9 protein-coding genes and 4 tRNA genes are annotated in these 12,416 nt (G+C 68.6%); 7 read left to right on the forward strand and 6 right to left on the reverse strand.

Annotated elements, in window-relative coordinates:
- The 3 genes from ACIRDU_RS11880 to ACIRDU_RS11890 form a co-directional block, all read right to left on the reverse strand.
- A partial coding sequence (locus ACIRDU_RS11880) for a DEAD/DEAH box helicase (RefSeq protein ID WP_403577481.1) occupies positions 1 to 1,755 on the reverse strand: 1,755 nt, incomplete at its 3' end.
- 353 nt (positions 1,756 to 2,108) lie between these two features.
- Positions 2,109 to 2,639, reverse strand: coding sequence for a hypothetical protein (locus ACIRDU_RS11885; protein ID WP_403577483.1), 531 nt, complete (start codon positions 2,637 to 2,639; stop codon positions 2,109 to 2,111).
- 88 nt (positions 2,640 to 2,727) lie between these two features.
- Positions 2,728 to 3,078, reverse strand: coding sequence for a metallopeptidase family protein (locus tag ACIRDU_RS11890; protein ID WP_403577486.1), 351 nt, complete (start codon positions 3,076 to 3,078; stop codon positions 2,728 to 2,730).
- A gap of 83 nt (positions 3,079 to 3,161) precedes the next feature.
- Here ACIRDU_RS11890 and ACIRDU_RS11895 point away from each other — a divergent pair, with 83 nt between their 5' ends.
- The 4 genes from ACIRDU_RS11895 to ACIRDU_RS11910 all read left to right on the forward strand — a co-directional run bounded on the left by ACIRDU_RS11895 (position 3,162) and on the right by ACIRDU_RS11910 (position 5,097).
- On the forward strand, positions 3,162 to 4,736 hold the full coding sequence (locus ACIRDU_RS11895; protein ID WP_403577490.1) for a metallophosphoesterase: 1,575 nt from the start codon (positions 3,162 to 3,164) through the stop codon (positions 4,734 to 4,736).
- A gap of 80 nt (positions 4,737 to 4,816) precedes the next feature.
- Positions 4,817 to 4,889 (forward strand) — tRNA-Glu (locus tag ACIRDU_RS11900).
- A 35-nt stretch (positions 4,890 to 4,924) separates the two neighbouring features.
- Positions 4,925 to 4,999: transfer RNA gene (locus ACIRDU_RS11905), tRNA-Asp, on the forward strand.
- A 24-nt stretch (positions 5,000 to 5,023) separates the two neighbouring features.
- Positions 5,024 to 5,097: transfer RNA gene (locus ACIRDU_RS11910), tRNA-Phe, on the forward strand.
- A 163-nt stretch (positions 5,098 to 5,260) separates the two neighbouring features.
- On the opposite strand, the gene ACIRDU_RS11915 is transcribed toward ACIRDU_RS11910, so the two are convergent.
- Positions 5,261 to 5,647, reverse strand: a complete 387-nt coding sequence (locus tag ACIRDU_RS11915) for a zinc ribbon domain-containing protein (protein ID WP_403577492.1) — start codon at positions 5,645 to 5,647, stop codon at positions 5,261 to 5,263.
- Between ACIRDU_RS11915 and hrpA the strand changes: the two genes are divergently transcribed.
- The 3 genes from hrpA (at position 5,541) to ACIRDU_RS11930 (ending at position 10,134) form a co-directional block, all read left to right on the forward strand.
- Positions 5,541 to 9,485 (forward strand): ATP-dependent RNA helicase HrpA, encoded by a 3,945-nt coding sequence (gene hrpA, locus ACIRDU_RS11920; RefSeq protein WP_403577495.1) that lies wholly within the window; start codon positions 5,541 to 5,543, stop codon positions 9,483 to 9,485. The genes ACIRDU_RS11915 and hrpA overlap by 107 nt on opposite strands.
- A 93-nt stretch (positions 9,486 to 9,578) precedes the next feature.
- A tRNA-Asp gene (locus ACIRDU_RS11925) sits at positions 9,579 to 9,653 on the forward strand.
- 283 nt (positions 9,654 to 9,936) lie between these two features.
- On the forward strand, positions 9,937 to 10,134 hold the full coding sequence (locus tag ACIRDU_RS11930; RefSeq protein WP_403577498.1) for a DUF6274 family protein: 198 nt from the start codon (positions 9,937 to 9,939) through the stop codon (positions 10,132 to 10,134).
- A 462-nt stretch (positions 10,135 to 10,596) separates the two neighbouring features.
- Here ACIRDU_RS11930 and bldC read toward each other — a convergent pair whose 3' ends face one another.
- Complete coding sequence (bldC, locus tag ACIRDU_RS11935; protein WP_003949541.1) at positions 10,597 to 10,803, reverse strand: developmental transcriptional regulator BldC; 207 nt, start codon at positions 10,801 to 10,803, stop codon at positions 10,597 to 10,599.
- Positions 10,804 to 11,402: 599 nt separating this feature from the next.
- The gene (locus ACIRDU_RS11940; RefSeq protein WP_403577501.1) at positions 11,403 to 12,248 is read right to left on the reverse strand and encodes a hypothetical protein; all 846 of its coding nucleotides are present in this window, start codon (positions 12,246 to 12,248) and stop codon (positions 11,403 to 11,405) included.
- Positions 12,249 to 12,416 lie beyond the last annotated feature (168 nt).

Raw genomic sequence — 12,416 nt, forward strand, 5'->3', positions numbered from 1 at the left:
ACGACGCTCGAAGCCACGGCCACCACGGTCGTCACGACGCTCGAAGGACCGGCCACCACCACGGTTGTCATCACGACGGTCGTCCCGGCGGAAACCACCGCCACGGCTGTCGTCACGACGCTCGAAGCCACGGCCACCACGGTCGTCACGACGCTCGAAGGACCGGCCACCACCACGGTTGTCATCACGACGGTCGTCCCGGCGGAAACCGCCACCACGGCTGTCGTCACGACGCTCGTACGAACGCCCGCCACGGTCGTCCCGGTCCGCCCGGTCGACGTCCTGCGCCGCCGGCTGCTCGGGCACGGACGCCTCGGCCGCCGCGGCCACCACCGCTGCCTGGGCCTCGGCCACCGCGGCCTCGGGGTCCTCACCCTGCTCGCGGGCGACCCGGGCGACCAGACGGTCGGCCTCCTCACGCAGCTCGTTCGCACGACGCTGCGCCCGCTCCAGCTCCTTGGCGAGCTGGGCGACCTCACGCTCGGCCTGCTGCGCGGCGTTGCCCACCGACTCGGCCTGGACCTCGGTCATCGACCGGGCACCGGTGATCTCGGCGACCTCCGGGTCGAACGCGCCGGCGCCCTGGATGATGTGACGCGAGGCGTCGACGCCCGCGTCCTCCATCAGCCGGAAGATCTGACGCCGCTGGTGCGGCAGCGACAGGGACACGACCGTGCCCGTGCGACCGGCACGCGCAGTGCGGCCCGCCCGGTGCAGGTAGTCCTTGTGGTCACCGGCGGGGTCCACGTTCAGCACCAGGTCGATGCCGTCGACATGGATACCGCGGGCGGCGACGTCGGTCGCGACGAGCGCGTTGACGTAGCCCTTCTTGAAGTCCTCCAGCACGCGGGTACGCGCGCCCTGCGTCATACCGCCGTGCAGCGCGTCGGCCTTCACACCGGAGTCGCACAGCTGCTCGGCGATACGGTCGGCGCCCAGCTGGGTGCGGACGAAGATGATCGTGCGGCCCTTGCGGGAGGCGATCGCGGCGGTGACCGGCGCCTTGTCCTTGGGCTTCACGATGAGGATGTGGTGCGACATGGTCGTGACGTTGCCCTGGGCGCTGTCGACCTCGTGCGTGACCGGGTCGGTCAGGTAGCGCTTGACCAGCGTGGAGATCTCGTTCTCCATCGTGGCCGAGAACAGCATGCGCTGGCCGCCGGCCGGAACCTGGTCCAGCAGCTCGGTGACCTCGGGCAGGAAGCCCAGATCGGACATCTGGTCGGCCTCGTCGAGAACGGCGATCTGCACGTTCTCCAGCGAGCAGGCGCCGCGGTTGATGATGTCGCGCAGCCGGCCCGGGGTGGCGACCAGGATGTCGACGCCCCGCTCCAGGGCGTAGATCTGGTTGCCCATCGACGTACCGCCGCAGACGACCTTCATCTTCAGGCCGAGGACGTCGCCGTAGGGCTGGAGCGCGTCGGCGACCTGCATGGCGAGCTCACGCGTCGGCGTCAGGATGACCGCACGCGGCTTGTGCTTCTCGGTACGGCCGCCGGCCAGCGTGGCCAGGGTCGGCAGACCGAACGACAGGGTCTTGCCGGAGCCGGTGCGGCCACGGCCGAGGATGTCCTTGCCGGCCAGGGCGTCCGGGATGGTCGCGGCCTGGATCGGGAAGGGGGTGGTCACGCCGTTCTGCGCGAGCTTGCGCACGACGCCTTCGGGGAGGCCGAGCTCCGCGAACGTGGCCTCGGGGGCGTCCTCGATTGCCTCGTTCTCGGGCACGACGACGTGATCAGTACTGGCGATGGACATGCGAATGCGAAACCTTCCGGAGTCTCAAGTCGGCACGCGCCCGTCAACTCCGTGATTCGCGATTCGCAATACGACCGCCTCAATGCGGTCCACCACGGCAAGGGAGAGTACGCGCCACACGGCGCGCTCTGCAGTGGCGCCGGGCAAGATGGGATCAAACGATCTGCCACCATACGCACTCCGGGCCCCACAAGGCAAACCGGACTGTGCAGGAGACAGCGAGCGGCAGTCCGACGACCGGACCGCCTCCCAAGGGCTGCAACCACCCTCCAGCCGGAAATGTTCCCGCCCGACCCACGGGATTTCCCGCCCGGCCCCCACAGAGTTCCCGGCCCCTCACCCCATCCCCGGCCTCACGCCGGGACCCCCGCCTCCGGCGCCGGCTCCCGCTGCGCGAGCTGCGGCCCCGGCGGCTCGTGCGCCGACGACGACGGCTCCGGCGTCGGCTCCGGCGACGTCGTCGGCTCCGGCGGAGTCGGCGTCGGCTCCGGTTCGGCCGTCCGGGTGGGCGTCGGCGGCGCGGGCGGCTTCGGCACCGGCCGAACCGGCTTCCCCGGCTTCTCGCGCCCCGGCACGGACGGACTCGCATCAACACTCGGCGACGCCTCGGGAGACACCGACTCCCGCACCCCGCCGCCCTTGCCCTTCTCGCCCTTCTTGCCCTTGCCGCGCCCCCGCTCACCGTCGGCCCCGGCCGCGCCGAACCCGCCACCGCCCGAGACCGCCGGCCCACCGCCGGGCGCCCCACCACCCCGCTGCCCGGCGGAGTGCGACGGCTTGACGCTCCCACCCGCATCGTCGTCGCCGACGCTCATGCAACCGGCGGCAGCGGCGACGGCCACGACCGTGGCGGCCAGTCGGACGGGTACGTACAAGGGGCGCACGGGGCCACCTCCGGTGGAGGGTGATGAAGTCAACACCTCCAACTCCCGCCGCCCACAAGAGGACACGCGCCCCGCATTCACAACCCGGTCAGCCGTAGCCCAAGGCGTGAAGACGCTCGTCGTCGATGCCGAAATGGTGCGCGATCTCATGCACCACGGTGATCTCCGTCTCCGCGACGACATCCTCCCGCGACTCGCACATCCGCAACGTCGGATTCCGGTAGACGGTGATCCGGTCCGGCAGCACACCGGCGTACCACTCACCCCGATCGGTCAGCGGAGTCCCCTCGTACAGCCCGAGCAGCTCAGGATCATCCACCGGCGGCTCGTCCTCGACGAACACCGCGACGTTGTCCATCAGTCGCGTCAACTCCGGCGGGATCCGGTCGAGCGCCTCGGCGACCAGCTCCTCGAACTCCTCACGCGTCATCTCCAGCACAGGCCCATTGTCAGCCACGACCCCGCCGTACGAGAGCCTTCCGGCGCCGCATATCCGCCCGCGCACTTGGGCATACGGGACCAATGGCCCGCGTCCCCGCCGCAGTCCGGAGTGCCCTGAACCCGATCCGCAACCCCCCGCGCGCCCTGGCCCGCCGCTACCGCGCCCGCCGGCCACCCACCACCATCGAGCTCGTGGCGCAGCCACACCCGTGGACCCGCGCGGTGGGACTCGTAGCCGTCGTCCTCCTCGGCGCCTGGCTCGGACTGCTGGTCGTGGGCAACGTCCGGGTCCCGGTCGGCCCCATGAACACCACCATGACCCTGCGCCCCTCCTTCACCGGCGGCACCAAAATCAACATCTCGCCCCTGGGCGCCCTGGAACTGGACAGCCACATCGCCCCCGTCCGCCTCGACGTCAACGTCGACCAGCTCGACCCCGACCGCTCCCAAGCCCTCGTCGACCACCCCGAACGCCTCTCCGGCCTCCAGGACGAGGTCACCCAGGACGTCGGCCGCGGCACCCTCGACCTGGCCGTCCGCTCCGGCGTCGCCGTCGTCGCCGGAGCCACCGCCCTCGGCCTCGCCGTCTACCGCCGCCCCCGCCGCGCCCTGGCCGCCGGCGGCCTCGCCCTCACCCTCCTCGCCGCCTCCGGCGGCACCGCCTACGCCACCTGGCGCCCCGACTCCGTCCTCGAACCCAAGTTCTCCGGCCTGCTCACCTCAGCCCCCTCCCTCGTCGGCAACGCCCGCAACATCGTCACCGAATTCGACGTCTACCAGAAGGAGTTGGCCCGCCTGGTCACCAACGTGACCAAGCTCTACGACGCCACCTCGACGCTGCCGGCCTACGCGCCCGACCCCTCCACCATCCGGGTCCTGCACGTCTCCGACATCCACCTCAACCCGGCGAGCTGGAAGATCATCGCCTCGCTCGTACAGCAGTACAAGGTCGACGTGATCGTCGATTCCGGCGACACCATGGACCACGGCACAGCCGCAGAAAACGGCTTCCTCGACCCCATCGAAGACCTCGGCGCCCCCTACGTCTGGGTCCGCGGCAACCACGACTCGATGATCACCCAGCGCTACATGCAGAACCTGAAGAACGTCCACGTCCTGGACGACGGCAAGGCCGAGACGATCAAGGGCCTGCGCTTCGCGGGCATCGGCGACCCCCAATTCACCCCCGACCGCTCCCGACAGGCCGGCGCCGAGCAGTCCCAGGAACTCGCGGGCGCCCGCCTGGCCACGGCCCTGCGCGACCAGAGCACCGCCGGCACTCCCGTGGACATCGCCGTCGCCCACGAGCCCTCCGCCGCCCGCGAGGTCGACGGCGAGGTCCCCCTGGTCCTGGCCGGCCACCTCCACCACGACGAGATGGAGGACCTGCCCTACGGCACCCGGCTCCGTATCGAGGGCTCCACAGGCGGCAGCGGCCTGCGCGCCATCGAGGGCAAACACCCCGACCCCATCGAGGCGTCGATCCTCTACTTCGACCGGGACACCCGCCATCTCCAGGCCTGGGACGAGATCGAACTCGGCGGCCTCGGCCTCACGACAGCCGAGGTCAGCCGCCACCTCCCGAAGGAGAACCAACCCGGCGCGAGCCAGTCCCCCAGCACCCCGCCGGAGGGCACTCCCTCGGCCTCCCCCTAAACCGTTTTGGCGATAGCTCCCGCCATCCCATATGCTTCTCACGTCCCCGACGCGCTGAGAAGCGCCCAGGCGGGCCGATAGCCCTCATCGTCTAGCGGCCTAGGACGCCGCCCTTTCAAGGCGGTAGCACGGGTTCGAATCCCGTTGGGGGCACGCACCACCCTGTGCGACACTGTCGTACGAAGCTTGGTCCTGTGGAGCAGTTTGGAGTGCTCGCCACCCTGTCAAGGTGGAGGCCGCGGGTTCAAATCCCGTCAGGACCGCTGAGGTTTCACGTGAAACCTCTTGGCTGGGTAGCTCAGTTGGTACGAGCGTCCGACTGAAAATCGGAAGGTCGCCGGTTCGACCCCGGCCCCAGCCACAGCTAAGGCCCCGATCTTCGGATCGGGGCCTTGTTGTATGCCTCGTGGATCACCCCCGTGGTACGAGCGATCGCGTCCGCTACCGGAGACAGGAGACTCTCCGGTTTGCAGTTCGCCCCGCCGATGCCTTCGGCGGAAGCGGCGCATCCAGCCCTTACGCGATCAGCGTGAGGGCAGGGCCTGTGACTCGGCCCCGCAGACCCAGGTCCACCAGCCGCGATCGGCGATGATGTGGGACGCGTTCAGGTCCGCGTGCTCGAAGAAGCCGCAGTTCCTGCACGAGAACACGGCCTGTGTCGGCCGGTTTCTCTTGTCGATGTGATGGCAGCGCGAGCACTCCTGCTCGTGTAGGCCGGCTCGGTCAGCGCTCGAAGAGCGTCTGCGTGCTCTGGTCGAAATCCGTTCGCCTCCGTTTTGCGGGGGATGAGATCCTGGATCGCGTATGTCTACGCACCCTGCCCCCGCCCTCGGCGCCCTCGCCCCCCGCCTGACCGAGCTGTCCCTGCGCGATGCGCACCGGCTCGGGCGCAGGCTCGAAGGTGCGCGCAAGATCCGTAAGCCGGAGGCCCGGGCCGCCGTGCTCGCCGAGATCGAGGCGGAGGTGGGCAGGGCCGAGGAACGGATGGCCGGGCGGCGCGCTCTCGTGCCCGAGGTCACGTATCCCGAGCAGCTGCCGGTCAGCCAGAAGAAGGACGACATCGCGGCCGCGATTCGCGATCACCAGGTCGTGATCGTCGCCGGTGAGACCGGCTCGGGCAAGACGACGCAGATCCCGAAGATCTGTCTGGAGCTCGGGCGCGGTGTGCGGGGCATGATCGGGCACACGCAGCCGCGCCGGATCGCCGCCCGGACGGTCGCCGAGCGTGTGGCCGAGGAGCTGGACACCCCGCTCGGCGGGGCCGTCGGCTGGAAGGTCCGCTTCACCGATCAGGTCGATCCGGACGCCACGTTCGTCAAGCTCATGACGGACGGCATTCTGCTCGCGGAGATCCAGACCGACCGTGAGCTGCGCGCCTACGACACGATCATCATCGACGAGGCTCACGAGCGGTCCCTCAACATCGACTTCCTGTTGGGCTACCTCGCCCAGTTGCTGCCGAAGCGCCCGGACCTCAAGGTCGTCATCACTTCGGCCACGATCGACCCCGAGCGCTTCTCCCGGCATTTCGGTGATGCCCCGATCATCGAGGTCAGCGGCCGTACGTACCCCGTGGAGGTCCGTTACCGGCCGCTTCTGGAGGAGGACGGCGACGACGCCGACCGGGATCAGATCACCGCGATCACCGACGCCGTGGAGGAGCTCCAGAGGGAGGGCAAGGGCGACATCCTCGTCTTCCTTTCGGGTGAGCGGGAGATCAGGGACACGGCGGACGCGCTCACCAAGAAGAACTACCGGTTCACGGAGATCCTTCCGCTGTACGCCCGGCTCTCCCATGCGGAGCAGCACCGCGTCTTTCAGCCGCACACGGGCCGCAGGATCGTTCTGGCCACGAACGTCGCCGAGACCTCGCTGACCGTTCCGGGCATCAAGTACGTCATCGACCCGGGCTTCGCCCGGATCTCCCGCTACAGCCATCGCACCAAGGTGCAGCGTCTGCCCATCGAGCCGGTCTCGCAGGCCAGCGCCAACCAGCGCAAGGGTCGCTGTGGGCGTACGTCGGACGGCATCTGTATCCGCCTCTACAGCGAGGACGACTTCAACGCCCGCCCGGAGTTCACGGACGCGGAGATCCTCCGGACGAACCTCGCGTCCGTCATCCTGCAGATGACGGCGGCCGGCCTCGGCGACATCGAGAAGTTCCCCTTCATCGACCCGCCGGACCACCGCAACATTCGCGACGGTGTGCAGCTGCTCCAAGAGCTGAACGCCCTTGATCCGGCGCAGAAGGACCCCCGCAAGCGGCTCACGGACACCGGCCGCAAGCTGGCCCAGTTGCCCGTCGACCCGCGGCTGGCCCGGATGGTGCTGGAGGCGGACAAGAACGGCTGTGTGCGCGAGGTCATGGTGATAGCCGCCGCGTTGTCCATCCAGGATCCGCGTGAGCGCCCGGCCGACAAGCAGGCTCAGGCCGACCAGCAGCATGCCCGTTTCAAGGACGAGACCAGCGATTTCCTGGCCTACCTCAATCTCTGGCGCTATGTCCGCGAGCAGCAGAAGGAGCGGGGTTCGTCGTCCTTCCGCCGGATGTGCAAGCAGGAGTACCTCAATTTCCTTCGCATCCGCGAATGGCAGGACATTTATACGCAGTTGCGCACGGTCGCGAAGCAGATGGGCATCCATCTCAACGAGGACGACGCCCCGGCCGACCGCATCCATGTCTCCCTCCTGGCCGGCCTGCTGTCGCATGTCGGCATGAAGGACGTGAAGGAGGGCGCCAAGAACGAGTATCTGGGCGCCCGTAACGCCAAGTTCGCGGTCTTCCCCGGCTCGGCGCTGTTCAAGAAGCCTCCGCGCTTCGTGATGTCCGCCGAGCTGGTCGAGACGTCCCGCCTCTGGGCCCGGGTCAACGCCAGAATCGAGCCCGAGTGGGTCGAGCCGCTCGCGGCGCACCTCATCAAGCGCACGTACAGCGAGCCGCATTGGGAGAAGGACCAGGCCGCGGTGATGGCGTACGAGAAGGTCACGCTCTACGGCGTGCCGATCGTGGCGCAGCGGAAGGTCAACTACGGGCGGATCGACCCGGAGGTCAGCCGTGAGCTGTTCATCCGGAACGCGCTGGTGGAGGGCGACTGGCGTACGCACCACAAGTTCTTCTCGGACAACCGCCGGCTCCTCACGGAGGTCGAGGAGCTGGAGCACCGGGCCCGTCGCCGGGACATCCTGGTCGACGACGAGACGCTGTACGACTTCTACGACCAGCGGATCCCGGAACACGTCGTCTCCGGCGCCCACTTCGACTCGTGGTGGAAGCACAAGCGGCACGAGCAGCCCGACTTCCTCGATTTCGAGCGCGAGATGCTCATCAACGAGAAGGCGGGCGAGGTCACCAAGGCCGACTACCCGGACTCGTGGCGTCAGGGGGATCTGAAGTTCCGGGTGACGTATCAGTTCGAGCCGGGCGCGGATGCCGACGGCGTGACCGTCCACATTCCGTTGCAGGTCCTCAACCAGGTCACGGACGAGGGCTTCGACTGGCAGATCCCGGGTCTGAGGGAGGAGCTGGTGACGGAGCTGATCCGATCGCTGCCCAAGCCGATCCGCCGGAACTACGTGCCCGCGCCGAACTTCGCGAAGGCGTTCCTGGACAGGGCCGTCCCGCTCCAGGAGCCTCTCACCACGACCATGACCCGTGAGCTGAGGCTCATGGTGGGTGTGCCCTTCGAGGCGGACGACTTCGATCTGTCCAAGGTCCCCGACCATTTGAAGGTCACGTTCCGGATCGTCGACGAGCGCCGCCGCAAGCTGGCCGAGGACAAGGACCTCGAGGCGCTGAAGCTCCAGTTGCGCCCGAAAGCCCGCAAGGCCCTCTCCCAGGCGGCCGCGGCGACGGCCGAACGCTCCGGTGGCCAGTCCCTGGAGCGCTCGGGGCTGACCGACTGGACGATCGGCACACTCACCCGCGTCTTCGAGACCCGCCGGGCGGGTCAGCCGGTGAAGGCGTATCCGGCACTGGTCGACGACGGTGACACGGTCTCGGTGCGTCTCTTCGACACGGAGGCGGAGCAGGCGCAGGCCATGTGGAAGGGCACGCGTCGGCTGATCCTGCGCAACATCCCGGTCAACCCGGCGAAATTCGCGAGCGATCGTCTGACGAACGCGCAGAAGCTGGCGTTGTCGGCGAATCCGCACGGTTCCGTCCAGGGTCTGTTCGACGACTGCGCGATGGCCGCCGCGGACAAGCTGATCGGGGACTTCGGCGGGCCGGCGTGGGACGAGGAGTCGTACCGGAAGCTGTACGACAAGGTGCGCGCCGAGATCGTGGACACGACCGTCCGCACGGTGGGTCAGGTGGAGCAGGTCCTGGCGGCCTGGCAGGCCTGCGAACGGCGTCTGAAGGCCGTACGCAGCCCCGCGCTGCTGCCGAACCTCCAGGATGTGCGGGGGCAGCTGGACGCTCTCGTGAAGCCGGGCTTCGTGACGGAGGCGGGGCTGCGGCGTATGCCGGACCTGATGCGCTATCTGGTGGCGGCCGACCGGCGTCTGCAGCAGATGCCGACAAACGTCCAGCGGGACACCACGCGGATGCAGAAGGTCCACGAGATGCGGGACGAGTACGCCTGGCTCCTGGAGCAGATGCCGCAGGGCCGGCCGGTCCCCTCGTCGGTCCTGGACATCCGCTGGATGATCGAGGAGCTCCGGGTCAGCTACTTCGCCCATGCGCTCGGTACCGCTTACCCCGTCTCCGACAAGCGGATCGTGAAGGCGATCGACGCGGCGGCGCCGTAACGACACCTGCACGCAGGGTGAGTTCGACCGTGGGCTCACCCTCCTGTACAGTCTCTTCTCGCAGCGCAACGCACGAATCGCACTGCGAAACCTGGTCCTGTGGAGCAGTTTGGAGTGCTCGCCACCCTGTCAAGGTGGAGGCCGCGGGTTCAAATCCCGTCAGGACCGCAGAGAAGGAGCCCGGATCTTCGGATCCGGGCTCTTTGTCGTCCGCGCCCCGACTGCGAACAGCCGGAGGCCGCGCCCGCGGCGGAGCCGCGATCAGACACAGCACATCCCGTCAGGACCGCCTGCCCTGGCAAGAGCCCGAGTCTTCGGATCCGGGCTCTTCTCGTGTGCCCTGACCTCCGCGTAGGCCCTCCGGGCCCCCTCACGCCGTCTTGACGGTCCCTCATTCCGCCGGTACCCCAGAACCAGGGCCGTTCCCGGTGCGGCCTTCTGGAGGTGGCGTATGGCGGCAGCTGCCAGGCACGAGACGCGGGCTCTGCTCCGCGCGCATCTGTCGGCCGCGTCGTCGTACCGGCACCTCACGCGGCACTGCCCGATCTGCCATCGTCTGCTGCGGCTGGCGATGGAGTCCGCACCGCGCGCCGCTCAGGCCCCGACTGCGGCGCGGTGCCGGGAGGACGAGAGCCCGGCGTCCGCATGATCCATGAGCGGCTTCAACACCCGTCGGGGCAGGGGCCGCTGGAGCGGGAGGCTCCTCTACCGCACCTGCGGCTGAGCTAACAAGCCGCTTGGTATGTGACGGGTGTCACCGCATGAGTTTTGGAAAGTGCGGTACTTACGCCCCACCTACAAAGGGTCAATTTAATATGTGCAATTGCACCCTGACCGGGGCGTCGCACACAGGGGTCCGACATCCCTCCCCAGGCTTCCACAAGGCCGCCCACAGCGGGATCGGCAGACCGACCGCGGGCGCACAAAAAAGATCGCGCTGGACCCGGCGGAGTCCAGCGCGATCGACGACGCACCCTGCTATATGCCTGGAAAGCTCTGACTGGCTTGGGCGTGGGGCCTGTTGGGGCAGGATCCCGCGTCGCTTGGAGCTGTGGTTCCGGACGCCACGGCCAGTTGGGGGACCAGCCGGTTTGCCCGGTTATTCAGTTGTTCAGGCCTCGCTGCGCTGCTGCGGGATGCCCGCGAGCAGAGCGCGGACCTCGGCCTCGCGGTAGCGCCGATGCCCGCCGAGCGTGCGGATCGACGTGAGCTTGCCGGCCTTCGCCCACCGCGTGACCGTCTTGGGGTCGACGCGGAACATGGTGGCGACCTCAGCCGGGGTCAGCAGCGGCTCGGCATCAGGGGTGCGAGCGGTCATGAGCGGCCTCCTCGGGAGAACCGAACCTTCTCGGTTCTTTCCTCTAAATTCTGCACCTTGACCCGCGTTGCCCGAAATGGCGGACGCGAGTCGAGTCGGTTATAGGACGAACGGCTTGTCCTCGGCACTACAACTACACCATCTGTCCAGCCGCGTCGGCCAAACCGATGGAATTGCCCCTCCAGGTGTTCATCAGCGACGGAAGCCGATGGACCATGCCATAGCGGACAGTCACACCGCTGTGACGATCAGTCACAGGGTGATCAGGAAGTCACGAGACCCCCCAAAGCGTGCAATGCTGAGATTCCGCCCATAGTGCAGCACCATGGGACGGAAGGAGCCCTCCCCGGACTCCTTGTCCTATTTTGGCATGAGGAGGGGCAAGGGACGCAAGAGCCTCGTACGTGTAGTCCGTCACGCTTGGCCTACTTGAGAGGTCTGCCCGGATCGGGCCCTACGTCCCTTGTTGACGAAGCCTCAGGAGAAGCACAGCCCGCTTCAGGAACTCGGTGCGAGGACGAAACCCCAAATCGGGCGGTTCGTCAAACGTCAGTTCGTGACCGACTGCGAGCGGTCTGTACGGACATCATGGTCAGGGGTCAGTTGGCCGACCGCAGATCCCGTACGGAACGCCACCGCTCGACGAGCCGGGCGTACGCCTCCCCCGCGGCGGCCCTGTCACCCCGCCGCAGCGCGGCGATGCCCGCGGCCACGTCCGCCGCGGAATGGTCGTCCTCCAGCGCCCCGGCCGGCACCGCGTGCACCAGGCCGCCGTAGTCCAGCTCCACGAGCGAGCGCGGGTGGAACTCCTCCAGCCAGCGCCCGACGTCCACCAGGCCGTCGATCAGCGGCCCCTCGTCCATGGCCTCCCGCAGGGCGCGCAGCCCCCGGGCCACCCGCCGCCGGGCCTGGACCATGGGGGTGCGGTAGCGCAGCACGGGCGGGCTGTCGACCGAGGCGCCCTTGTCGTACTCGCGCTCCTCGTCGGAGACCAGGACGAACCAGTTGATCGGCACCTGCCAGGTGGCCGTACGGATCCACGGCCGGGCGTCCGGGTTGATCGCCAGCCAGCGCTCGTAGTCCTGGGCCGCCTGGCGCCGCAGGACGGGGGGCAGGACCGCGTCGGTGACCGGCGGCGGAAGCTCCTCGGAGAGCTCCTCCAGCGCGAGCCAGCCGCGCAGCCGGGTGCGCCAGGGGCAGACGCAGACGACGCCGTCGACGTCGAGCACGAGGGCGTCCTCGCTCTCGTGCACCGGCACCGGGACCGGCGGGGTGGGGGCCAAGTCGGCCAGGGCCCGGCGGAGTTCGTCCTGGTACGAGGGGCGGTCCGTACGGCGGGCGTAGCGGGCCCAGTGGCTGCGCTCCGGCTCGGGGAAGGCGGCCAGCGGTTCGTACACGCGCAGGTAGGTCGCGTAGGGGACGATCACCGAGGTCACCTTGGGCACGCCTGCTCCCTCCCCCGCGCGCCGCCGCGAAAACCTGCGGAACCCGCTTACGATCGCGCGGGAAATCTATGCAAATCGTCGCACGGGTGTACTCCGGTCGGAGGTGATCCCGTGCACTGTGCGGTCGGCGGGCCCACCAGGCTCTAATCTCGTGCTCAACAGTCCCCG

It is taken from the genome of Streptomyces sp. NPDC093598 (assembly GCF_044764825.1).
GTDB lineage: Bacteria > Actinomycetota > Actinomycetes > Streptomycetales > Streptomycetaceae > Streptomyces.